Source organism: Hymenobacter sp. R533113, from assembly GCF_056835965.1.
On sequence record NZ_JAKWBD010000001.1, the window covers coordinates 562,172 to 585,293 of the forward strand.

Here is a 23,122-nt window from a genome sequence, read left to right on the forward strand (position 1 = left end):
CCTAGGTCAATGAAAGCGAAAAACATGTAGGCGGTTTGCTACTTGAGAAATAATAACTGCCCACTACTCGCCCCACCTGAGTAAGTTTGAGCTTTGCTGCACAGGAATACTTTTCTTATAATCTCACTCTCGTTTTTCATTCTCATTATTCACCCTTATGCTGAAAAAAATCTGGGCAAATGCGTTGCTGCTGGTGCTCTTGCTACCGCTCGCCGCTCGTGCCGATGAAGGAATGTGGCTGCCGATGTACGTGAAGCGCCTCAACTACGTCGATATGCAGAAGAAAGGCCTGCAACTAACGGCCGAAGAAATCTATGACATCAACAACGCCAGCCTCAAAGATGCGGTGGTGCAGCTGGGGGCTTTTGTACGGGCGAATTTGTGAGCGGCCAGGGTTTGCTGCTTACCAACCACCACTGCGGCTACGACGCCATTCAAAGCCATAGTACGCCCGAGAAAAACCTGCTTGCCGACGGTTTTTTCGCCGCTAATAAAAGCGAGGAAAAGCCCAACCCCGGACTGTTCGTGGATATTCTGGTGCGCATGGAAGACGTGACGGGTCAGGTGCTGGAGGGTATCACGCCCCAAACGCCAGAGCAGGAGCGCGCCACGCTGGTGCAGCAGCGGCAGAAGCAGCTGGCCGATGCTGCCAAAGAGAATGGCCAGTACGTAGCCTATGTGCGCGATTTCTTTGCCGGCAACGAGTATTATATATTTGTATATCAGCGCTTTGGCGATGTGCGCCTGGTAGGCGCCCCACCCGAATCGGTGGGCAAGTTTGGCGGCGATACCGATAACTGGATGTGGCCCCGTCATACCGGCGACTTCTCTATGTTTCGGGTGTATGCCTCCAAAGACAACAAGCCCACCACCGGCTACGTGGCTGATAATGTGCCTTATGTGCCCAAAAAGCATTTGCCCGTGAGTCTGCAAGGCGTAAGCGAAGGCGACTTTGCGATGGTGTTTGGCTTTCCGGGCCGCACCCAGCGCTTTTTGCCCGCCGCCGGCCTGCAGCTCACCCTCGACCAAAGCAACCCGGCCCGCATTAAGCTGCGCGATACCCGCCTGAAACTCTGGAAGGAAGACATGGACGCCGACCCGGCGCTTCGCCTGAAATACGCCTCCAAGTACGCCAGCATTGCCAATTACTGGAAGTACTTTATAGGTCAGAACGAAGGTATGAAGCGCCTGAAAACGGTAGATAAGAAGAAGGCGGAAGAAGTCCAGTTTGCCCAGTGGATTGCGGCTGACCCCGCCCGCCAGCAGCTCTACGGTAGCGCGTTGCAGGATATCAACCAGAATTACGCGGCCCTGCGTGAGTTTAACCTAAGCAATGTGTACCTGAATGAAGCCGCTTTTGGTACCGAAATCATGACGTTCGCGGCTCGCATGCTGCCCTTGTACACGTTGCTGAAAGACCCGAACGCTGACAAAGCCGCTATTCAGAAGGCTACCACCGATTTGAAAGAGCCAGCGGCCGAGTTTTTCAAAGACTACAGCGCCCCAACGGATAAGAAGGTTTTTGCAGCCCTGATGGGTCTGTACTACACCGATGTGCCCAAGGCGCAGCAGCCGGAGGTGTTTCAAACGGTGGCCAAACAGTATGGTGGCTCCATGAAAAAGTACGCCGACTATGTATTCAGCAACACCTTCCTGAACTCACCAACGAAGCTGAACGCATTTCTGGCGGCGCCTACCTTGGCCAAGCTCGAAGCAGACCCGGCGTTTAAGACGATGAACTCGGTGTACACGAACTACGTGCAGAAAATTGCCCCCCAGCTTCAGGCCAGCCAGGCTACCATGGGCCAGGCCAACCGCCAGTACGTAGCGGGTCTGCGGGCCAAAAACACCGATAAAGTGTACTCGCCCGATGCCAACTCCACGCTGCGCCTGAGCTACGGCACCGTACGCCCCTACGAAGGCCGCGACGCCGTGAGCTACGACTATCAGACGACAGGCCAGGGAATTCTGGAAAAAGAAGACCCAACAAACCCGGAATTTGTGGTGCCCGCCAAAGAATTAGCGCTGCTAAAGGCCAAGGACTTTGGCCCCTATGCCAACAAAAACGGCCAGCTTCCGGTGGCCTTTATCACCGATAATGACATTACGGGGGGCAATTCCGGCTCGCCCGTCATCAACGGGCGCGGCGAGCTGATCGGGCTGGCCTTCGATGGCAACTGGGAAGCCATGACCGGCGACCTGGCCTACGACCCCGACCTGAAGCGCTGCATCAACGTGGACATCCGCTACGTGTTGTTCTGTGTGGATAAGCTCGGCGGCGCTAAGCACCTCGTAGATGAGATGACGGTGGTGAATAAAGGTCCTAATCCCGGTATCGGCGCCGCCACGGCCAACAACTCCAACCTGCTGAATGGTACGAGCGAAAGCGAGAAAATGAAAATGAAGTCGCCTGAGGCCGGCAAGACCAAAATCAAGAAGAAAAAGAACAAAGAGAAAGCCGAAGCTAGCGCACAGATGTAAGGCTACGACTGTATTACCTTGCAAAAAGCCCCCCAGATGAATCTGGGGGGCTTTTTTATGTAGTATGCTTCTCAGTTAGCTTACTGCAATTCGGCTACGATGAGTTGGTCTTACATTCTAATTACAGTAAAAAGCAGAGCCAAATATTTGCCGCGAAATTTGCTACGGGCGTGCGAGGCCAGTATGGGCTTCTTATCTCATTATTATGCAAAACGGGTACTTATCGTTAGCGGTCTTATTTCTATCCTGCACTGTTTCTTCTGTAAGCGCCGGCAATGGTCCCGGCGTACGGGGGCGCGGTCCGCGGCGCTGGGCAACGCGTCGGTTACCATTACGGATGTTTGGGCAGTAGGCAACAACATAGCCGGACTTGGCCAAGTGAGCCAAACGAGTGTCGGCTTTTATGCTGAAAACCGTTATTTAAGCTCTGCATTCAATTCTGTGGCGCTTGTGGCGGCTACGCCGCTTGGGTCTGTTAATTCAGAAAAGCCCCCCAGGCGTGGTGTAATAGGCTTCGAAGCGCAGCGCTTCGGAAATAACCTGTACGCCGAACAGCGTTTAGGAGTAGGCTACGGGTACAAGGGCGGACAAGTAAGCGTGGGCTGCCGCGTAGATGTGTTGCAGGTCAGTATTCAGGGTTTGGGCAGTAAAAGAGTGGTAGCCGCTTCGTTAGGCGGGCAGGCCGAGCTGATTCCTAACCGACTGGTTTTTGGGGGATATTTATATAACCTGAATCAGGCACGCTTAGCGGCTTACGAAGATGAGCGGGTGCCTACCGTACTCAAAGCCGGCTTCTCGTATCGCCCCACGGGTAAGCTGATGCTTAACGTGGAAACCGAAAAAGATGTAGAGCAGGATGCTGATTTTAAGGCGGGTATCGAGTATCAGCTGCTGGAGGTACTGGCGTTCCGGGCTGGCTTTGCTTCGCTCGTGGAGCAGACCACAGCTGGCGTAGGCTTTAAAGCCGGCCGTTTTCAGATTGACTACGCCGCGGCCTGGCAATCAGCGCTGGGCTTGAGTCAGCATGTGGGAGTGAGTTTGCAGTGGGCTAAAAAGTGAGGACTGCATCCAAAAAAGCCCCCCAGGATATACCAATGCTGTGGGGCGCACACGACGAAACGCTAAGGTGCGCCATGGCCAGCAAACGTAGTTGGTGGCGGGCTGTAGCGTGGGCCTTCGGGCTGCTGTGTTTGATTTTGCCTTTCAGTCTTCAGGCGCAGGACTACGTGCGCCCCGCTGCCGATCTGGACCGGCTGGTGCAGGAGCTGTTTGCCGAAATACAGAGCGATGAGGTCGCTTTTGAAGACGTGTATGAAACGCTCCTGCTTTATTATCAGACGCCTCTAAACCTGAACACCGCCAGCCGCGAAGAGCTGCGAGGCTTGCTGTTGCTCTCGGAAACGCAGATTTCCGCCCTATTGGATCATCGGCAGCAGCTTGGGCCTCTCCTGAGTTTGTATGAGCTGCAAAGCATCACGGGCTTTGAGCAGCTGCGCTCTATTTATCGGGTGGCACCCTTCGTGACGGTGCAGTCCGGAAACCAGAATGCTGCTCGCGGGCCACTCTGGCAGCGTATCCGGCACGAAGACAATAATGCCTTATTCCTGCGCTATGAGCGGGGTTTGCAGGCTCGTCGCGGCTATGCTTCCCCCGATACTACCAGCACCGGCCGCCCGCTTAGTCGCTACCTCGGCTCGCCCGATAAGCTTTTGGTGCGCTACCGCGTCAGCCACACGCGCGACTTCAGCCTGGGCTTCACCGCTGAGAAAGATGCAGGCGAGCCACTGGTCTGGGAGCCTGGCAAGGGACGACTGGGAACCGATTTTTACTCCGCGCACTTCGTGGTGCAGGAGCGAGGTCGGCTCAAAACCCTGGCCTTGGGCGATTACCAGCTACAATTTGGGCAAGGCTTGTTGCTCTCATCAGGTTTGCAGGTAGGCAAGGGCGCTGAAACCATAACGACCCTGCGGCGCAGCAGTTTAGGGGTGAGGCCCTACTCTTCGGTGCTGGAAACTTCTTTCTTTCGCGGGGCAGCCGCTACTGTTAGCTTGCACAGGGCTGTGCGGGCGACAGCGTTTTTCTCGGCCAAAAAGTGGATGCAAACCAACAGTTTGCCACCGATTCGCTGGCCCAATACGATACATTTTCATCTGGTATCAGCACCAGTGGCTTGCACCGCACCGCTACGGAGCTGGCCAACCGCAAGCGTCTGCACGAAACTATCGGCGGCGGCAACGTGACCTACACGAGTCTGGGGGGCAATTTTGCGGCCGGGGCTACGGTGGTGGGTACGCACTACGGCATGGCTTTGCAGCGCCGCCCCGAGCCGTACAACCAGTTTGAGTTTCGGGGTAAAGACAATGTGGCGCTGGGCTTTCACTATAGCTATGTGCTGGGAAATGTGCTCGTTTTCGGTGAAACAGCGCGCTCCAGCAGTGGTGGCGTAGGTACTGTAAATGGCCTGTTGACCAGCCTGGCCACCAACGTAGAAGCCTCCCTTCTGTACCGCCGCTACGACCGGAACTTCCACTCCTTTTATGGTCAGGCATTCGGCGAAAATACGCGTAACATCAACGAAAGCGGAGTGTACCTGGGCCTGAAAGTGCGACCCGCGCCGCGTTGGGAAATCACGGGTTACTATGATCAATTCTGGTTTCCGTGGTTAAAATATCGCGTTGATGCGCCCTCGCGCGGCCACGATTATTTGCTGCGCTTGTCGTTTGCGCCCACCAAAACCAGCCAACTCTATGTGCAAGTTCGCTCTCGCACCAAAGACCAGAACGCCGACCTGACACCCTCGCGCCCCGTGCCCCAGCCGGTACCCACTGAGCGCCGTAGCCTGCTGCTCTTCTATGATGCCGCGCCCTCATCCATCATCAGTCTGCGTACGCGCCTGCAAGGCACTCATTACCGCGAAGACGGCGCCACTCCGCACACAGGTTTCTTATTGGCTCAGGATGCCACCGTGCGCCTCAACCGCTACCTGCGCCTGAGCGCCCGCTACGCCCTTTTTGACACCGACGACTACGATACCCGCCAATATGCCTTCGAGCAGGATGTGCTATACGCGTTTTCGGTGCCCGCACTCTTCGGCCGCGGAACACGCACGTACGCGCTGGCGGAGGTAAAATGCACCCGCCACCTTACGCTTTGGCTGCGCTATGCGGCCACCCAATACCGCCACCAGCAAGTAATCAGCTCCGGCCTGGAAGAGATAGAAGGCTCGCTCCGCTCTGATATAAAAGCGCAGGCTCGATACACATTTTAGTAGGGCCTATACGTATCGGGCCAGAGCTTGTCTCCGAGGCAGTGCTCGCGGAAGTGAGGTTGATTTTTACACGGTGGAGCAAGAGCTTTAAACCGTTGTGTCTACTCCTTCAACAGGCGTGTTACGCTGGTACCTTGGGGCATAGTCAGGCGTAGATAATAGATGCCCCGGCTGAGGCCGCGTAGGTCGAGGCGGTACTGGCGCGGAGCCACTAACTTATCTACTATTTCCCGGCTGATGATGCGCCCTATGGCATCCATAACGAGCAAGGTGATGGGCCCCGACTGCTGGTTATGCACGTTTAGTTGAAAAACACCAGTGCTGGGATTAGGGAAAACCTCGACTGCAATAGGTGCAACGCCGGCGGCAGAGCTGGCTAGTACGCTGGAGATAGTAAAATTCTGGGGGGAAATAGCGAAGAAAATATTGCCCGCCGCCTGCACCTTTATGCGGGCTGTGTTAGTGCTCAGGCCAGTAGGAACAAGCACCGTCTGAGAGCCATCATTAGGAGTAGCCGCAGCCAGGGTGGTAGGAAAAGTAAGTCCTCCGTCGGTAGAAAGCAGAATATCTACCTGCGCGGCATTGATGGGCACTTGATCTGTACCAGCCACGTCCCAGATGACTTCCTGACTAGCCCCGGCTACCCAGGTGGTTGGCGCTGTTGGGGCTTTAACCAGAAACGGACCAGCGGTACCTATTACGGCCACGCTGGTCGTATCATAATCGGTGCCCCCGGCCGGGCGGCGCTGGTCGCGGGCTACCAGGCGAAAGTGCAGACGCCGGGCGTAGGTAGGCAGTAGCTCGCCGGGCGGCGGGACGGTAGCCGCAAGCAAGCTGGCAAGGTCCGGGAAGGTGCGGCTGGGAAAGGCGCTGGGGGGCAAAAATCGGAACAGTGGCGCGTCACCCACCGGAGTAGTTGGGTTGCCGGCGGGGCCGAGGTCGTTCTGCTCCCAGGTGTAGGATACCGCGTCGCCATCGGGGTCAGAGCCGGTACCGGTAAGCGTGAAAGGTGTGCTGGCTGGAATGCGAAAATTGCCCCCGCATCCACTATCGGGGGCCGATTGCCGCTGGCCGTAATCTGGGCGCAGGTACCAAACGCGGCCACATAATCCAGGATTTGATCGAGGCTGCGTGAATGGAAGTAAGGAAAGCTGCTCGGTTGAATATTCTGGGGCGAGCAAAGGCCCGCATAGCTCATAATCGAGCCCCCACTGCCCGGCTCATACGCCCAGCTGGCAAAGCGGCTGCTGGCACAGAATCCGGTCGTGCCGTTGAAGGTGTGGTCGGCGCCAAACTGGTGACCTAGCTCATGCGCCACAAAATCCACATCGAACGCGTCGCCGCTGGGGTCGGCCTGGCCCGTAGTGCCGCCGGCTTTGAAGGAGGCATCACACACGGTGCCCACGTAAGCCAAACCTCCTACTCGCGTACCAAACACATGCCCCAGGTCATAGTTGGCCGAGCCAATCAGCGCATCCGTGGTGCGCTGGTTTTCCGTGAGCAAATCGGAAGCGTTGGTATTGGTGTAGGGGTCGGTGGTGGGATCAAGGAAAATTAGTGCGTCGTTGGCAGGTACCAGCTGCAGCTGAATGGCCAGCTCCTGCTCATAGATACCGTTCACCCGGTTCACCGTCGTCACGATGCCGGAGAGGGCGGCGGCCTTCGTTCCGCCTTTGGTAATCGCGTATTCGCCCGTGCAAGCCACGGCCAAGCGGTAGGTACGAAGCTGCGCCCCATTGGCCCGCAACTCATTGGTTGTGGGGGGCAATTTGCGCTTCACCTCGGTGGTAAGACAAGCCGCCCCATTCTGGCGCATCGCCGAGCGATAGAACACCCGATAGTTTACGGTATCACCCGGCGCGGCAGGGTCGATGTAAACGGTCGTGGTGCCCCGCAGAATCTGCGCGTGAAAGCCGGCGGGCGTCAGGTCGAGGTGGGCCGTAGTTGTTGGGTTATCAAGGCTTTGACCAGCATACGTTTTGATGCGCGGATAAAGCGCCGCCAGCCGGGGGTGCAGCACAGCGGTTTCTGTTATCCGAAACTGTTGGCTGGAGCCATCTGGTAAAGGAAGCGCCAGCACTATTTCCTGACTGAGCTTCGCACCTTTACCGAGAGCCGGAGCGGCTTGCAGCGCCGTCCGCATGGCCGACGTTTGGAAGCGAACCGCCCGAAACTGAGTTAGCCCGGAAACCGAAACCCGAGCGGCAGCAGAGGCCGGCGCGGCATCCACCCATATAGTTTTAGGCGCTTGCGCAACGGCTGCAACAGTACGCAACAACAGAAATAGACATAGCAGCCAGCGCCCCGCAGTGCGGCCGGCCCAGGAAAAAGTTGAGGGCATATCGTATCCGGAAGTAACTATCGGCAAACAAGTTACGCTTACGCCCGAGAAAGATGGTCTAGGAGCGAGGGGAGCGCGTGGATAGTATTTTATGCAACCAGAAAAATACATACAGAACGTCATGCTGAATCTGGCGTCCGCTTGCCGAAGCATGACGTTATAGAAGCTGCAATTGAATTCTTAAAACAGCCTCATAAAAAAGCCGGCTCAAAGCCGGCTTTTTCAGAATTCCAGGTTCGTTACGTTAAGCTTCATTTTTCAACAACACCAACTGTGCCTTATCAGCGGTACTGATTTTGCGCCGAAACTCGACATACGCCGGGTAATCGGTGCGGGGAAAACGGGTGCGGGGCATGTGCAGACGCCGTACGTATTGGAGCGTGCCGTCGGGCAACGTTTGGATTTGGCTGGAATACGTTCCAAAAGCAGTTGTAAGCTGCACCGGAGGCGGTAAGGTCTCTGCCTGGAAGCCGGCCGGCACATGAATGCGCACCGTATCAGCGTGCGAAAAGGCATGATCGAGCCAGATGTCGGCGCGGCGCTCACCCACGGGCGTTGCCAGGGCCGGCAGGCGGCTGAGCAGGTTGGGCGTGAGAAAAGCTCGTTTGCCGCTCGGGGGCGCAAAATTGGGTAGCGTGAGACCAAGCGTTTCTACCACGGCTGGCAAAGCTGTACGCCGATCAGAGCTAAGGTTAAACTTGGTGATGCTGAAGTTGGGTAAAGGCAACGATTCAGCAATTCGCTTCTTCTGGTCGGTGGGGGAGAGGCCGTATAGCAGCTGGCTTTGGTCGTCTTGTTCCTGCCCTGTGCGCATTGTCCGAACGTTGACGGTGGCCGTGCCCTGGGCATCCAGATAAAGGTCAGCACGCCGCTCGCGCCGGTTCTCGACGGCGCCGTAACGCGGCGTACGCACGATTTTGCCCCCCGTGGGTGTAAGCAGCAACGCGTGTCGGTTGCCGGTAAAGCTGCCCATGTAGCCGAACGCCTCATTCTGACTCGTGCATTCCAGCCAGACCGTATCCGCTTTGGCCGCTTTCAGCGGCACGCAAAGCACGACGTGGTTGAACTGATTGCTCGGAAACTCCGTCCGGATATCTGCTTCATCGGCCCGTACCAGGGCGCAGTAGGCAGTTACGTCGGCGGCCTTGAGCAGAGCCATGCAATAGTTCGTCAGCGCCTTGCAGTCACCGTAGCCGGTCGCACTCACGGCACTAGCCGGAAAGGTCTGCCAACCGCCGAGTCCCAGCTGAATAGAAATGTAGCGCGTGTTGGCCTGCAAATACTCATACACCTTACGGATGCGCGCCCGCTCGTCGGGAATATCTTTCACCAACGCCGCAATGCGCGCTTTCACGTCGGCGGGCAGCACATCGCGGCCCGCGTTCAGATCATAATTCCATTGGCCCAGCGTCTGCCAGGAAGTGAGGGCGCCGCGGTGGCCCTGCACCTCAAAGGCGGTGGGCGCAGTCAGCACTGCGGGCACCAGCTCCTCCAGGGGCGGACCGGCGGGCTCCTGTTCCAACGCGGCCAGATTGGCTACCTGCCACTGGTAGACGTCCAGCGCACCCTGCTTGCTTCGCACAACGGCTGAGCTGCCGGGCAAGTGGCGCTCCTGGTAGCGTAGGGGCAGCTCGGTGGGCGTTAGTACCCGAAATGAAGCGTGCTCTACTGCTACGTGCTCACCAGCCTGTGGGTGCCACGATGAATAAAACAGCGGATTGTCCGACGTGACTTCGTATTCAAATTCGACTGTGTACGGGTAACTGGCCTGACTTAAATCAGCGAGCCGGCCGCGTGTGTCGGTAGCCAGGCTGATGCCATCGGCGAGGCTGTAGTCTTTTACATCCGAGGCTTTCAGCTGCCGAATGAGTCGGCCGTTCGCATCATACACAGCGCCGCGCAGGTAGTTCACCGAGTTGAGCTGGTCGTAAGACACCAGCTCGCCCGCCCAATGCTTTCCGTTGTCGTTGAGGATGGTGGCTGCCCGGCGCACCGTCTGCACCGTGCGCCCCACCGATTTCACCAGCAAGGTTTCCTCGTATTCGCGCACCACAGCGTGGGCGTTTTCGAGCAGGCTGGGGGGCAAATCCGACAGCGCATATTTCGGTGGCTGCCCCCCGGCCCAAGCTGAGAAGACAAACAAGCCGCTCAGCGCAAAACCGCTGCCTATCCACCGCAGGCTATTTAAAATGCAGCTCATGATTTCTTTTTTAACACGATCTGCTCAGCGTGCTTAGCCAGCATGCGGCTATAAAATTCGCGCAGGTACGTGTATTCCTCCGCCGAATACACGGCCCGGCGCAGCGTCATCCGGCTCATAATCTGAATAGAGCCCGGCGAGGCCGCTACCTGATACGTGAATACGCCGCCATCTTCGGGCAGCTTTACGGCCGTTGGTTTGGGCATGTCCTCCGGCTCGTAGCCGGCGGGCAGCGTGATGTTCAACTGCACTGTTTCGTCAAAAGGAGCCGCGAAATCAACCGGAAAGCGGCGCTCTTCGTGCACGAAAGGGTTGCGCTCCGCGCTGAAGTGCCGCACCAGGTTCAGGTAAAGGGTAGCAGCAGGCACATCGGCACCGGGTGCGGTAAACTCATAATCAAGGGTAAGTGGCTTGTGCAGGGTTTCGCGCTCTTTGAAAGTGTAAGCGGGAATAGTCCAGCCCTCGTGGGTTTTGGCCATATCTTCCATAAACTTCTTCTCTCCCTTTTTTCCCAGGCTTTCACGTTGGTCCAGAGCCGCGTAGCCACCGTTTTCCTGGTGAACTTTGCCCTTTATGCCCCCACGCTCATCCATCGTGAGATGCACCTGATGATAGTTTACGTAGCGCTGCGTAGGCGTCAGGCTTACCCAGCGCGACTTGCCAGTGCCCGGCATCAGCAGGCGGCCCGTGCCGTTTAAGTAGCGCGTCGGCAGCATTCCAAAAGGAAGTAAGGCATCGGTAGCATCGGCTAGCAGCTCCTGATTGCCGGGCAAAGCTACATGAGCTACCACGTAGTTAAAGCTCGACATTAAGGGCAGCGTTTCCGTCAGTCGGCCGTGGCTGCGGGTGCTGAGCACGACGGGGTTAGCCTCCAAGCCAGCGTCGCGTAAGGCCGCGATGAGCAGCAGGTTTACGTCGGCCGAATTACCCATATGCTGATCATAGGTATGCTTGAGCGAGCCGGTGCTGAGCATCCAGTCGGTGCCGTTGTGCTTCACGGCTTTGCGCACCATCGCATGTACCGCTGCGGCGCGGGCCGCCGGGTCGGTGTGCTGGGCGGTGATGGCAGCTAGCTCGGCTTTTAAAAACCGCTGCGCTTGAGCTGAGACCCTAGATTCTCGTGATTAAGCAGCTCCTCGTCAATTTTCTGCCAGGAGCCGGCCACGCTTTCGTACGCCTGTTCAGGCCATTGGATTCCAGCCAGCTCAAAATCTACGCGGGCAACATAGTCCTTGGAAGTAGTCATGAAAGGCTCATCGCGGAAGCCCGGCACCTGCTTCATGGCCCAGCGGTAGTTGGTAACGCGCGGCGTAACGGTTGTGGAGCTAGGCCCAGTGCGTCCGGTACCTCCACTCAAACCACCGCCGTCATTAGTAAAAGAGCCGCCTTGACTAAAGCTAAACTGCATAATGCCATCGGTGCGCTCCTGCACGGCCAGGGGCTCATAACCTTGAAATAGCTGCTTATAATCGAAGTACTCCGGAATAGCGGCGCGGTACTCGCTCCAGCGCACGGGGATGTAATACTGAAACTGCCAGTCCTGGAAATTGAACAGGAAATCGGAGTTGACGGTGTAGGTATACTCAATTACAGAGCCCTCCCGCACGTTGGGCAGCGTAAACTTGCGAATGAAGTTGTTGGTCGTCTGCTGCTCCATGAATGTCGCGTCAGAAGCCATTTTTTCCTTCACCAACTGCCCGTTCACCATATTGTAAGTGAAGCCACGCAACGCCGAAATCTCCTCTTCATTAGACCCTTTCTTATACAAAGGCACCTTCACGGTAGCCCAGTCGTAGCCCGATTTTTTAAGGATTTTGATGCGGGTGACGCGCTCAAATACCAGCTTAAAGTCACCGCTGCCAGTTTCGAAGCGCGTGCGGCCGAAGTCGCACAGCACAACTGCTTCGGCAGCGCTGTCGGCTATGAAATTTTTAGCGTCAAAGTCGGCTAAGTCAGGCTTACCAAACTTAATCGGATCAGCCTGGCCAAAGACCGAAAGTTGAGACGCGCCCGTTAGTAGTAACAAGGTTAGAGCGCTGCAATGGAGTAACGTTTTTGGCATAAAGTATTGCTAGTGAATTAAGTCGGGATTATTCAGAAGAGGAAAAAGCGCTTCGAGAGGATATAGGAAGAAGTGAAATTTTACAGCTAGTTAGTTCGAGAGGTGTTATGGACACTTGTCGTCAAAAAACACAATAAACCTAGTGAGTCGCGAAGTGATATATAGTATAAATGCTTAGCTACTTGTGCTTTACCACAATGGCCTCCGCGTGCTTTGCTACTACGCGGCTATACAGCTCGCGGAGGGAAGCGTATTCCTGGGCTGAATATTCAGTTTTGCGAAGCTGGAGGCGGCTGGTGATGTGCAAGGTATTTTGCTGCGGCGTGATATTGAACTGAAAACGCCCCCCATCGTTGGGCAGGGTCAGCAGTAGGTTGGCGGGCAGTTCCTGCACTTCATAGCCAGCTGGTAAAGTCAGTGCTATAGTTTGGCTATGCTCGTGGGGCATTCCAAAATCAACTGGGAACTGCCGATCTTCAAGGCGAAAGGGGTTTTGAGCTTCCCCAAGATGGCGCAAAGGCTGCACGTACAGCGTGGTGGCCGGTGCTTCGACACCCGGTATTTTTACGCCGACTTCTACACTAAATGGTTGCTGCGAAGCGGCAACATTAGTAAACACTGAGCCTGTTAGCGTCCACTCGGGCCAGCGCTGCTGCAAATTCTTGACAAACTGTTGCTCGGTGGTGCCGGCCAGTTGCTCTCGCGCCTCTATGCCGGCATAGCCCGTGTGCTCCAGCTTAATTTTGCCCCCCAGTGCCCCCTGTTCATCTAGTTCTAGTTGAGCCGTGGTGTAGCGCATGTAGCGTTGCGTGGGGACCAGCGACACCCAGCGCCCGCCCGTCTTATCCACCAGCCGGCCCTTGCTGTTGAGGCAGCGCTCAGGCAAGATACCGGCCGTGATGAGCGGCTCTGTAGCATCTACCAATACTTCTTTATTGTCGGGTAGTGTAACGAGGGCGGCTACGTAGTTGAACTGACTGAGCACGGGTAAATCAGTCTGGATACGACCATGGTCGCGGGTGCTGATGAGCAGTGGCTCCGCCGTGAGTCCAGCCGCGCGTAGCGTATTAATGAGCAATAGATTCAGTTCGGCCGCGTTTCCAGTGCCTTGCTCGCATATGCGCTTCAGCGACGCGGTGGTGTACAAGCGATTTTGTCTGTTGTAACGCACGGTACGCTGCACTAATGCCAATGCCGCATTCAAGCGCTCCGTGGGGTTGGGGTATTGGGCGACCAGCGCTGTTGCAAGGTTCGTGAGCGGCGTAATCTTGCTCAGAGGTAAGCCAAACTGCTCTTCTTTGAGTAGCTCAGAGGCTATTTTCTCCCAGGTGCTGGTGATCTGCTGGTATTCCCGCTCAGGGTACTGAATGCCATCCAACTCAAAATCTAGGCTGCTGATATAGTCCCGTGCTGTCGTCATGTAGGGCTCGTCGCGAAAAGCCGCTACATCCTTCATCACCCAGCGTGAGCTGAGCGCTTGAGCGCTGATACTGATCATATCGGAAGTACTCATACTGCTGCCGTACGAGTCCTTCTGCGCCGAGCGGATACTAGTACTGTAGTGCACGGTCTGACTTTCCTTCACCGCAAAAGGCAGGTAGCTGCGGATGGTGGTTTTATACCGAAAGAACTGCGGAATCATGGTGCGGTACTCGCTCCAGCGCACCGGAATAGTCTGCTGAAACTGCCAGTCCTGCAGATTAAACAAGAAGTCGGACTTGATGGTGTAGGTGTACTCAATGATGGAACCCTCGCGCACATTGGGGAGCGTAAAGGCGCAACGCAAGTGGTTGGCGTCTAGCTTTTCTTCGAATATGGCTTCCTTGCCCAGCTTTTCTTTAACTACCTTCCCATTTACTAGGTTGTAGGTGAAGCCTTTGAGGTTGCGGATTTCTTCCTTGTTGCCGTCTTTGTGATAGAGCGGTACCTGTACGGTCGCCCACTCGTAGCCCGCTTTGCGGTGAATGCGCAAGCGGGTGGTGCGTTCAAATACCAACTCAAACCCTTCGTCTCCGCCCTTGATCTGTGAGTTGCCATAATCACACAGCACCTCCGCAACGGCGGCCGTATCAGCTATATGTTGGCGAGTAAAATCAGCGGTAGTAACTGCCCCAAATTGAATAGGAGCTTCTTGAGCTTGGCAAAAATGCCCCCCAACGAAGAGCAAGCCAATGAGTAGCGCTTGGCGACTCAGTACTAGAGACATAAAGAAGAAGTAAAGCGAGTATGAGTAGCATAAACTCCTTCAATGATAGCTTCTAAAAATAAGCCAAATAGCTGCTAAGGAAAGAGGCCGATAATTCGGCAACCAAAAGTGCAAGATTGGCGTGTCTCTTCCAAGTTTTCTGCTATATAGATTTTTGCCTACGTTAAGCCGTAGCGCGCACGCGCTCCTCTGCCCGCACACCCCACAGCAGGTAGACCAGTGCAGCTAGGGTTGCACTAGCTCCAAGTGCGTGTACATAAGGCAGATGGCTGGCAACATTACCGTATAGCCAGCCCGAAAGCAGCGCACCCAGTCCAATGCCGGCCTCCAGCGCGATATACATCGTCGCCACTGCCCGCCCGCGCCGCTGCTCGTGGCTCAGGTCGATGGTCCAGGCGTAAAGGGTGGGAGAATTAAGGCCCGCCGCCAGCCCGAATATCACGGCGGCGGTGAGAAATATGGGTACTGAATCGGCCACAATCAGCAGGATCATGGAGAAGGCCAGCAGGGCCGCCGAAGCCCGCAGAATCGGTACGCGGCCGTAGGTATCGGAGGCGCGCCCAGCCACTAGGCGCACCAGCAGCGACGCGGTGGTGAAGAAAGTGAAAAACAGCCCTTTATTGGCAATGCCCAGCAACTCACTTTGGTCGGGAATAACGGTGAGCACAATGCCGAAAGGGAACAGGCAGAGCAGCGTAACAATGGCAGGCGCACGCACCTGGGGTTCCAGCACCTCGCTCCACTCCAGGCGCAGCAGGCGCCAGCTAAACCGCTCACGCTGGGCCTGGGGTAAGGTTTCGGTCATGGTTCCCTGCACCGCCAACGACAGTAGCGCCGCCCCCGACGAGCAGTAAAACATCGTTCCGAGCGAAAACTGGTTGGTAATCAGGCTGCCCACCACCGGGCCCGCCGCCATGCCTAAGCTACCCGCCACGCCCAGCAGGCCCATTGCCTCACCCCGACGATGGAGCGGAATAATATCAGCAATAAACGCGGCCGTGCCCGTGGGCTTGAAGCCCGTGCTGAATCCGTGGAGCAGACGCAGCAGCAGAAACCCCGCAACCGTAGTAACCCAGGGATAAAAGAACCCGCACAGAAAACATACCAGCGAGCCAAACACCATCACCGGAATACGCCCCACGGTATCGGCCAGCTTGCCGCTGAAAGGCCGCGAAATGCCCGCCGTGAGCGTGAAAAGCGCGATAATAAATCCTTTGTAGTCAGCCCCACCCAAGCGCGTGAGGTAGTCGGGCAGCTCCGGCAGGAGCATGTTGAAGCTGATGAAAAACAGAAATGAACTCAGGCACATCAGCCAGAAGCCAGCCGAGTAAATACTGTTTTGAAAGAAGCGCATCGACGCAAAGGTACACCTGCTAATGCCAGTTGGTTAAAGTTTTTGCCCCCACGGCCAAGCAGCAGCGGAAACAGGAAGGCGAAGCTGTACAACCCCGGTGGCACCCATCCTGACTGCATCAGCAGCTGTATTTTACGGTAGAATCGTGACCCCATACTTGGCGCAGATTGCCGTCACGGCTGCAATATCCGGCGGACCGGGGGGCAAATCGTTCATTTCCTCAAACATGTGCTCTATACCAGCTGGAAAGATGGATAAATGAACTTTGGCTTTCGTATCGCCCACGATAGTGAAGCGGTGCGCCACGCCGCGCGGCACATACGTTAGCTCACCGGTCTTCAAGGTCTGTACCGTGTCTTCTATCTGAAACTCCACCGTGCCTTCCAGTACGTGAAATACCTCGTCTTCATTAGCGTGCACATGCTTCGGAACGCCAACCCCGGGGTCGTTCCATTGCTCAATCAGGGTGAACTGATTGTTGGTATCCTTTCCACTTAGCTTAATGCACTGATGATCACCTAGCACGGTTAGCCGCCTACCATCTTCCGCCTTCAGAATTTTAGCTTCTGCCTTCATATTCGTCCAGTATTTATCGTGTTAAGGAAGATATTAAAATTATCAGATATACACTGTGTATCTGGCTAATCTTCTCTAACAACCGCTAGCTTTTTCCCATTGCTTTTTGTTGTCTGAGAAGTCACCGCTTCTGGTAAGTGGAGGTGATCAAGTAACATATAAGTAGCTGCTGTTACGCAGGCGTGTCGTTCCGGCGTTGGCCTCACCCCCTAGCCCCCTCTCCAAAGGGAGAGGAGGGACTAGCTTTAGTTTTCTAGAAAACCTGCTACTTCTAGAAATTTAGCCTCTTTAGAGCTAGTTCCCCCTCTCCCTTTGGAGAGGGGGCTAGGGGTGAGGTCTATGCCAGAACGATACGCCTCCCGAGCAGCAGGTAGTAAGTCTAACCGCATCATGTACCGAGCTTGCTGCATATTCTGCCAAAACGGCGGCCTTTCCACTTCGGCGCGAAGTGTGCCCAGGCCATTGCCTATGCCTTGGTTCTCTGATTTCTTTGATAAAATTTCCGCCAAGCGACCCCGCCCCGATGGCAAGCCGGCCCTCACCGTACGGGAGCGGTTTTCGGCTCTAAAAAATATTCCGGCTTTCCTAAAGCTCATCTGGGAAACCAGCCCCGGCCTCACGCTCGGCAATATGGGTCTGCGCCTGCTGCGGGCGGTGTTGCCGGTGGCCATGCTGTATGTGGCGCAGCTTATTATTGACTCGGTGGTAAACCTGGCGCGCTCGGGGGGCAATTCTGATGCCTCGCTAACGCCGCTGCTGAGCCTGGTGGCGCTGGAGTTTGGGCTGGCCATTTTGTCGGATACGCTGGGGCGCGGGGTAGCCTTGCTGGATAGTCTGCTGGGCGATTTGTTTGCCAACCGCTCCTCCGTGCGCCTTATGGAGCACGCCGCCGAACTCGACCTCGATCAGTTCGAAGACAGCACGTTTTACGATAAGCTCGAACGCGCCCGCCGCCAAACTCTTTCGCGCACCGTGCTCATGGCGCAGGTTCTCAGTCAGGCCCAGGACGCCATTACGATGGCGTTTCTGGCCGTTGGGCTGGTGGCCTTCAATCCGTGGTTGCTGCTGCTATTGCTGGTGGCCGTTATTCCGGCTTTTCTGGGCGAGTCGCACTTCAATGAGCGCAGCTACTCGCTGGTGCACGGCTGGACGCCCGAGCGCCGCGAGCTGGACTATCTGCGCCAGACCGGTGCCAGCGACGAAACCGCCAAAGAAGTGAAGATTTTTGGCTTGTCAAGCTTTCTGATTGATCGTTTCAAGCTCCTGTCTGATCAGTTTTATCAGCAGAACAAAGCGCTAGTGTTGCGTAGGGCGGGCTGGGGGGCTTTTTTCGCTGCGGTAGGTGCGGTTGGCTACTACGCGGCCTATGTATATATCATTTCGCAGGCCGTCAGGGGGCAGATTTCGATTGGTCAGTTGACGTTTTTGGCGGGCTCATTTGCCCGGATGCGCGGCTTGCTCGAAGGCATTTTGAGCCGCTTTAGCAGTGTGGCCGAAGGCGCGCTGTACTTGCAGGACTTCTTCGATTTCTTTCGTATTCAGCCCCGCATCATTCGCGATGAGACACACGTCGTGCGGCCATTCCCGCAGCCGATTCAGATGGGGTTTCAGTTTGAAAATGTTGGGTTCAAATACCGAAATGCCGGTAAGTGGGCTATTCGCAATCTGAGCTTTACCCTGCAAGCCGGCGAGAAGCTAGCGTTAGTTGGCGAAAATGGAGCCGGCAAAACGACCTTGGTTAAGCTGTTGGCTCGCCTCTATGACCCCACGGAAGGCCGTATTCTGCTCGATGGTCACGACTTGCGCGAGTACGATCCGGCCGAGCTGCGTCAGGAAATCGGCGTCATCTTTCAGGATTTTGTGCGCTTCCAGCTGTCGGCTGGTCAGAACCTGGCGGTGGGCCGCATCGAGGAAAAAGAAAACCAGGACCGGATTCAGGCTGCGGCTGCCCAAAGTCTGGCCGATACGGTGGTGCAGAAACTGCCCGCCGGCTACGACCAGATTATTGGTCGGCGCTTTGCCGGCGGTGTAGATCTAAGCGGAGGCGAATGGCAGAAGATTGCGTTGGGCCGGGCCTACATGCGCGATGCTCAGCTTCTTATTCTGGATGAGCCCACCGCCGCCCTCGATGCCCGCGCCGAGCACGAAGTTTTCCAGCGCTTCGCCGACCTGACCAAAGGCAAAACCGCCGTGCTCATCTCGCACCGCTTCAGTACCGTGCGCATGGCCAACCGCATTTTGGTTATTGAGAACGGCGAGTTCGTCGAAATCGGCTCGCACCCGGAGTTGCTGGCCCGCGGGGGGCGCTATGCCGAGCTGTTCGCCTTGCAGGCGGCGGGGTATCGATAAGTAGATGGTTTGGGTTCTATACCTGCCAGAAGAATAAGCACGAACCAACCGCATCAGTGGCATTAACCAATTTTTTTGCTCCTTTTCAACTGATTATCAAACCCTAAACAAAATCCGTTTCGTATCTTGGGTAAAGGTATCAACCAATAGCTAACACCCATGAAACTAACGTTTACGCTGCTTGTGAGCTTGGTGGCGCTAGCCATGACGGGCTGTTTTGCCTCGCGCGAGGCCCGAATTGAATCGGACTATAGCTACACTGGCAATTTTCGCCGCTATCGGACCTATGATTTCATTACCGGCCAAGGTTTAGCTGCTGATACCAGTCGCTTGGGTGAAGTGCTGCGCGAAGCCATCCGGACCCGCATGCGGGTGCAGGGCTACCGGCCCGCCCGGAGCCGCGCGGACTTGCTGGTAAACTTCCGTGTATTTGAAGGCGACATGCGTTTTCGGGGCTATGCCCAGGAAGACCTCACGCGCTGGGTAACTACCGGTATCGTAGAAAATGACGAAACGCCTAAAGAGGATCGGCAAGGCTACAAACCAGTGAAGCTGCTACTCACTGAAGGCACCTTGTTGGTCACTCTCATTGATAATAAAACCAACCGCGCCGTTTGGAACGGCTACGCTTCGGGCGTAACGGTGCCGCCAGGAGCTCAGGGCGAAGTAGTGCTAAAACGCTCCGTGCGGTCTATTTTCGACCGCTACCAGATCTTTACGGAAGGCTATCTGGAGAATAACGGGCAATAGCTGCTTTATACTTTTGGCTGCTGCGTGGTTTCAGCCCAGCGTGGATTGTAGCGGATAAAGCCGAACATGTGCAGCATCAGGCCGCGGGAATAGCGGAATACTAAGGGCATACTCAGCAGCGTAATCACCGTCACCGTCAGAATGTACACCCACAGGGCGGGGTCGCCGGCCAGATAGTACAGGCCCACGCCGCTGATGGCAAAGATGGCGACGGAGAACGCATAGCTCATAAACATGGCTCCGAAGTAAAATCCTGGCTCAGGCTCGTAGGTCTGACCGCACACGGGGCACGACTTGGGCATGATGGCGAATTTGGTCAGGTAGTGGGCCGGGTACGGAAACATAGCCCCCTGGTGGCAGCGTGGACACCGTAGGGCCAGCATTGCCAGGAAGGAAGAGCGGATAGGCTTCATCGAATAAACTTAGGACTTACGCACTTAGTAGTAACTTGAGAAAAAGCCTGGCTTTATGGTGACGCAAGCGACTTACATCGAGTACCTGCTTAGTACGCCCCGCAATTATACGTGTACGCACTTGGCCGAGCACCTGTCGCAGGTGAGCCACGATCAAGTGAACCGATTTCTGCGCCGCAGCTCGTTTTCGCCCACGCAGTTGCGCGAGTTGGTCTTGCCCTTGCTCCACGACTCGCCGGAGGCCTTTTTGCTGGTCGATGATAGCGTGCAGGACAAGCGCTACAGTCGCTTCATTGAAGTAGCCAAACGCCAGTATTCGGGCAACGAACATGGCCTGGTCACCGGCATCTGCCTGGTTAACCTGGTCCACAGCAGCGGACAGGCCGGGGATTTTCTGCCCCTGGACTACCGCGTCTATGCCCCGGAGCTGGATGGCCTGACCAAAAACGAGCATTTCCAGGCCATGTTCGCCCACGTCGTGGCGGAAAATAAAATTCAGGCCCGCACGCTCCTGTTCGATGCCTGGTACAGCGGCAGCGACAACCTGAAGCTGATTCAGCGGGCCGGTTGGACGTTTTTCACGACCCTGAAAAGCAACCGGTTAGTGAGTGCCAGCAAAGAGGGGGCTACCAGTCCCTGGCCGACGTAGCCCCGCCGCCGGGTGGGTGGAGCACCGGCTTGGAAGTACGCTTGCAGAAGGTGCCGTTTGCGGTGCGCTTGTTCCGGCTGGTCGCCCCAAACGGCGACATTGAATGGGTCGTGACCAACAACTTCGCCTTTACGCTTACCCAACCGCTGGTCGAGGCCGCCACCCGCACCCGCTGGCAGGTGGAAGAGTTTCACCGCAGCTTCAAGCAGCTGACCGGGGCCGAGAAATGCCAGTGCCGCCGTGCCCAGGCCCAGCGCAACCATCTGGCCTGCTGCTACCTGGCGTGGGTGTCCCTGCGCGAGTTTGCCCGATCAACGGCCCAAACGATTTATCAGGCCCACCAGCACCAATGGGCTCCCTACTTGAGCCAGCTGCTCGCCAAGCCCCTCATTCCTGCCCTGCTCCCCGCAAGTGCGTAAGTCCTAAAACTAAAAATTGCCCCCTAGCCTGGTTCTACGTAGGCTAGGAATGACAAGCCGTAAGCATAAGGTGCTTACTCACCCTATGCTTACGGGACAAAGAAGCCGGGGTTGAAACCCAGCCGATTTGTTAGCGGCGACTGCCAGGGATTCGAAATTGCAGGCCGATGGAAGGTACTATAGTCACACCCTTCAGCGTAGTCGAGCGGTTATTCAGCAGCTGATACGTGCCGTAGTTTTGATAAAACACGGACACGGCCGGAATAACGTAGGCGTAGCGGTAGCCGATTTTGGCGTTGATAAAACCGCCGAAAGCGCCGAAATCCTGCTTCTGGCTTAAGCCTGCCAATAGGTTGTTGGTGCCGATCTGATATACTTTATTGGAGTCGAAGCCATAGCGTACGAACGTGTGCGTGTACACTACGCCGAACGATAACGCGCCGATTTCCTCTTCTGGCCCAAACGATTTGCTGAATACCAGCGGCACGATCAGGTCGTTGCGGTTGGCCCGAAAGCTTAGCACATCCGCGATGTTGTCAAGAAAAGGAATGTTAGGCAATTTGGCGCGCTGGGTAGCAAACTGTAGTCCAATGCTGCCATACAGGGCACCTGCTTGGCCGTCAGGGCTTTCCGGGGTGCCCGTTGGGCCCATAAACTGGTACATGGCATCGAAAACGTGGGAGCCGAAAGCGTACTTGTAGCCCGCATCCACACGGTCGGTGACGCCGTAGCGCACGTACAGGTCGGCGGTGGGCTGCACCGGGTCGAGCACGTAAGCCAGCGCTGCCGCCTGTAGTCGGTCGACGGCGGCGCTATACTGCACCGTATCTTTGCGGGCCGCCGCCGACGCGGCATCTTTTAGCGTTGAGCCGGCCTGGTCGATGGTTTCGGTGGCCACGTTGAAGGCCGTATTGCCGCCTACCCGAAACTCGCCGCGGGGCGTAACCTTGCCCGAGCTAGTGAAAGTGCGCGGCGCGGTGCAAGCTGTGGCCAGCAAGCCCAGCAGGGGTAAACAACGAAGGAAGAAAGAGCGGTGCATAGCCATGGGAGAGGAGTAAAGCGGGGCGAAGTTGGTGAAAAAGCCCCCCAGCACCAAAATCAGGCCGGAAGCCTAACCGATCGAACCATAGTACCATAATGCTCCTGCCTTCCCCAGGTTCGGCGGCGTCTGCTGATTTATAACTGCATCCTGGCATATTTGCCCCCAATGCTAATTAATAGCTGCCGCGACGACGACGGTGGGCCGGGCTACGTAGTGTTGACTACGTCACAACGTTTGCCTGGTACCGGGGAAGCATTGCCAATGGAGTGGCTCAGCCTGTTGGGCTCGTGCGTGTTGCTTTGCCGTACCGGATGAGGTAATATCGAAAGCCAGAAATCAGAAATAAACCTTCGTCAGCGAACCTTCCATTTGCCAATCAACTATTATTAAGCCCAGTGGCTGTGTTATTGAGGCGCACACCAAGCAAAAGTTGTATGATTCGTGTTAAATGGGGGCGAGTGCAAATGCTTGCTTTGGTATGCCTTATACTAATTGTGCTGCCAATGCGCGGTCAAAATCAGGGCCCGAAGCCAGTAGCCACGGTCTATGTATTTCTGGCCGAAACCTGCCCCATCAGTCAGCAGGCTACGTTAGCACTACGCAATCTGTATGCTACGTATGCTCCTCACGGTGTGCAGTTTGTGGGTTTGTTTCCCGACCAGCAAACGTCTGCGGCCGCTATTGCTGCGTTTGGCCGTGCTTATAAAGTGCCTTTTCCGCTAAAGCTGGACAGCAAAAAGCAGCTCACGCATCGTTTTCAGGCCCGTATTACGCCGGAGGTAGTTGTGGCCGCCGCCGATGGCCGCACCATACTCTATCAGGGCCGCATCGATAACAGCTATGTGCGCCTCGGTCAGCGCCGCACCGTCATCACCCAGCAGGAATTGCGCGATGCGCTGGCCGCTATTACGGCGGGTAAGCCGGTGGCCAAAGCGCGCACCGAAGCCGTAGGCTGCTTTATTACAGAATGAAAAATAAAAGTGTGGTGCCAGCGCAGTGGTAGAGCGTACTT

General features: G+C 56.1%; 16 protein-coding genes and 2 pseudogenes. 8 read left to right on the forward strand and 10 right to left on the reverse strand.

All coding sequences use genetic code 11. The features are described from left to right. The first annotated feature begins 157 nt into the window (after positions 1 to 157). From MKZ35_RS02620 to MKZ35_RS02635, 4 genes and pseudogenes are all read left to right on the forward strand, one after another. Positions 158 to 2,481: pseudogene (locus tag MKZ35_RS02620) on the forward strand (S46 family peptidase). Positions 2,482 to 2,922: 441 nt separating this feature from the next. Next, positions 2,923 to 3,540, forward strand: a complete 618-nt coding sequence (locus MKZ35_RS02625; RefSeq protein WP_482511664.1) for a hypothetical protein — start codon at positions 2,923 to 2,925, stop codon at positions 3,538 to 3,540. Beyond that, the gene (locus MKZ35_RS02630; RefSeq protein ID WP_482511665.1) at positions 3,537 to 4,721 is read left to right on the forward strand and encodes a hypothetical protein; all 1,185 of its coding nucleotides are present in this window, start codon (positions 3,537 to 3,539) and stop codon (positions 4,719 to 4,721) included. Before MKZ35_RS02625 ends, MKZ35_RS02630 begins: the two co-directional genes overlap by 4 nt. Then, entirely contained in the window at positions 4,652 to 5,749 is a 1,098-nt protein-coding gene (locus MKZ35_RS02635) for a hypothetical protein (RefSeq protein ID WP_482511666.1), read from the forward strand. The genes MKZ35_RS02630 and MKZ35_RS02635 overlap by 70 nt, the downstream gene beginning before the upstream one ends. A 101-nt stretch (positions 5,750 to 5,850) precedes the next feature. On the opposite strand, the gene MKZ35_RS02640 is transcribed toward MKZ35_RS02635, so the two are convergent. The 8 genes from MKZ35_RS02640 to MKZ35_RS02675 all read right to left on the reverse strand — a co-directional run bounded on the left by MKZ35_RS02640 (position 5,851) and on the right by MKZ35_RS02675 (position 16,488). Then, entirely contained in the window at positions 5,851 to 6,582 is a 732-nt protein-coding gene (locus MKZ35_RS02640) for a T9SS type A sorting domain-containing protein (RefSeq protein ID WP_482511667.1), read from the reverse strand. Then, positions 6,507 to 8,090, reverse strand: a complete 1,584-nt coding sequence (locus MKZ35_RS02645; protein ID WP_482511668.1) for a reprolysin-like metallopeptidase — start codon at positions 8,088 to 8,090, stop codon at positions 6,507 to 6,509. The genes MKZ35_RS02640 and MKZ35_RS02645 overlap by 76 nt, the downstream gene beginning before the upstream one ends. Before the next feature lie 244 nt (positions 8,091 to 8,334). Next, complete coding sequence (locus MKZ35_RS02650) at positions 8,335 to 10,290, reverse strand: DUF3857 domain-containing protein (protein WP_482511670.1); 1,956 nt, start codon at positions 10,288 to 10,290, stop codon at positions 8,335 to 8,337. Beyond that, complete coding sequence (locus MKZ35_RS02655) at positions 10,287 to 11,354, reverse strand: hypothetical protein (protein ID WP_482512253.1); 1,068 nt, start codon at positions 11,352 to 11,354, stop codon at positions 10,287 to 10,289. Before MKZ35_RS02655 ends, MKZ35_RS02650 begins: the two co-directional genes overlap by 4 nt. Positions 11,355 to 11,371: 17 nt before the next feature. Further along, positions 11,372 to 12,316, reverse strand: a complete 945-nt coding sequence (locus tag MKZ35_RS02660; RefSeq protein WP_482511671.1) for a DUF3857 domain-containing protein — start codon at positions 12,314 to 12,316, stop codon at positions 11,372 to 11,374. 214 nt (positions 12,317 to 12,530) lie between these two features. Further along, positions 12,531 to 14,558, reverse strand: a complete 2,028-nt coding sequence (locus tag MKZ35_RS02665) for a DUF3857 domain-containing protein (protein ID WP_482511672.1) — start codon at positions 14,556 to 14,558, stop codon at positions 12,531 to 12,533. A gap of 163 nt (positions 14,559 to 14,721) precedes the next feature. Then, positions 14,722 to 15,912 (reverse strand): MFS transporter, encoded by a 1,191-nt coding sequence (locus MKZ35_RS02670; RefSeq protein ID WP_482511673.1) that lies wholly within the window; start codon positions 15,910 to 15,912, stop codon positions 14,722 to 14,724. Between the two features lie 132 nt (positions 15,913 to 16,044). Beyond that, positions 16,045 to 16,488: a cupin domain-containing protein gene (locus MKZ35_RS02675; RefSeq protein WP_482511674.1), complete on the reverse strand. Its 444-nt coding sequence runs from the start codon at positions 16,486 to 16,488 to the stop codon at positions 16,045 to 16,047. A 468-nt stretch (positions 16,489 to 16,956) separates the two neighbouring features. Between MKZ35_RS02675 and MKZ35_RS02680 the strand changes: the two genes are divergently transcribed. Together MKZ35_RS02680 and MKZ35_RS02685 are read left to right on the forward strand one after the other, a co-directional pair. Next, positions 16,957 to 18,837: an ABC transporter ATP-binding protein gene (locus MKZ35_RS02680; RefSeq protein ID WP_482511675.1), complete on the forward strand. Its 1,881-nt coding sequence runs from the start codon at positions 16,957 to 16,959 to the stop codon at positions 18,835 to 18,837. A gap of 159 nt (positions 18,838 to 18,996) precedes the next feature. After that, entirely contained in the window at positions 18,997 to 19,587 is a 591-nt protein-coding gene (locus MKZ35_RS02685) for a DUF4136 domain-containing protein (protein WP_482511676.1), read from the forward strand. A gap of 5 nt (positions 19,588 to 19,592) precedes the next feature. Here MKZ35_RS02685 and MKZ35_RS02690 read toward each other — a convergent pair whose 3' ends face one another. Further along, positions 19,593 to 20,000, reverse strand: a complete 408-nt coding sequence (locus MKZ35_RS02690; protein ID WP_482511677.1) for a DUF983 domain-containing protein — start codon at positions 19,998 to 20,000, stop codon at positions 19,593 to 19,595. A 55-nt stretch (positions 20,001 to 20,055) separates the two neighbouring features. Here MKZ35_RS02690 and MKZ35_RS02695 point away from each other — a divergent pair. Then, positions 20,056 to 21,068 (forward strand): annotated as a pseudogene (locus MKZ35_RS02695) (IS701 family transposase). Positions 21,069 to 21,198: 130 nt separating this feature from the next. Here MKZ35_RS02695 and MKZ35_RS02700 read toward each other — a convergent pair. Then, entirely contained in the window at positions 21,199 to 22,107 is a 909-nt protein-coding gene (locus tag MKZ35_RS02700; protein ID WP_482511678.1) for a hypothetical protein, read from the reverse strand. Positions 22,108 to 22,613: 506 nt separating this feature from the next. Between MKZ35_RS02700 and MKZ35_RS02705 the strand changes: the two genes are divergently transcribed. Next, positions 22,614 to 23,081, forward strand: coding sequence for a redoxin domain-containing protein (locus tag MKZ35_RS02705; RefSeq protein ID WP_482511679.1), 468 nt, complete (start codon positions 22,614 to 22,616; stop codon positions 23,079 to 23,081). Positions 23,082 to 23,122: the final 41 nt, after the last annotated feature.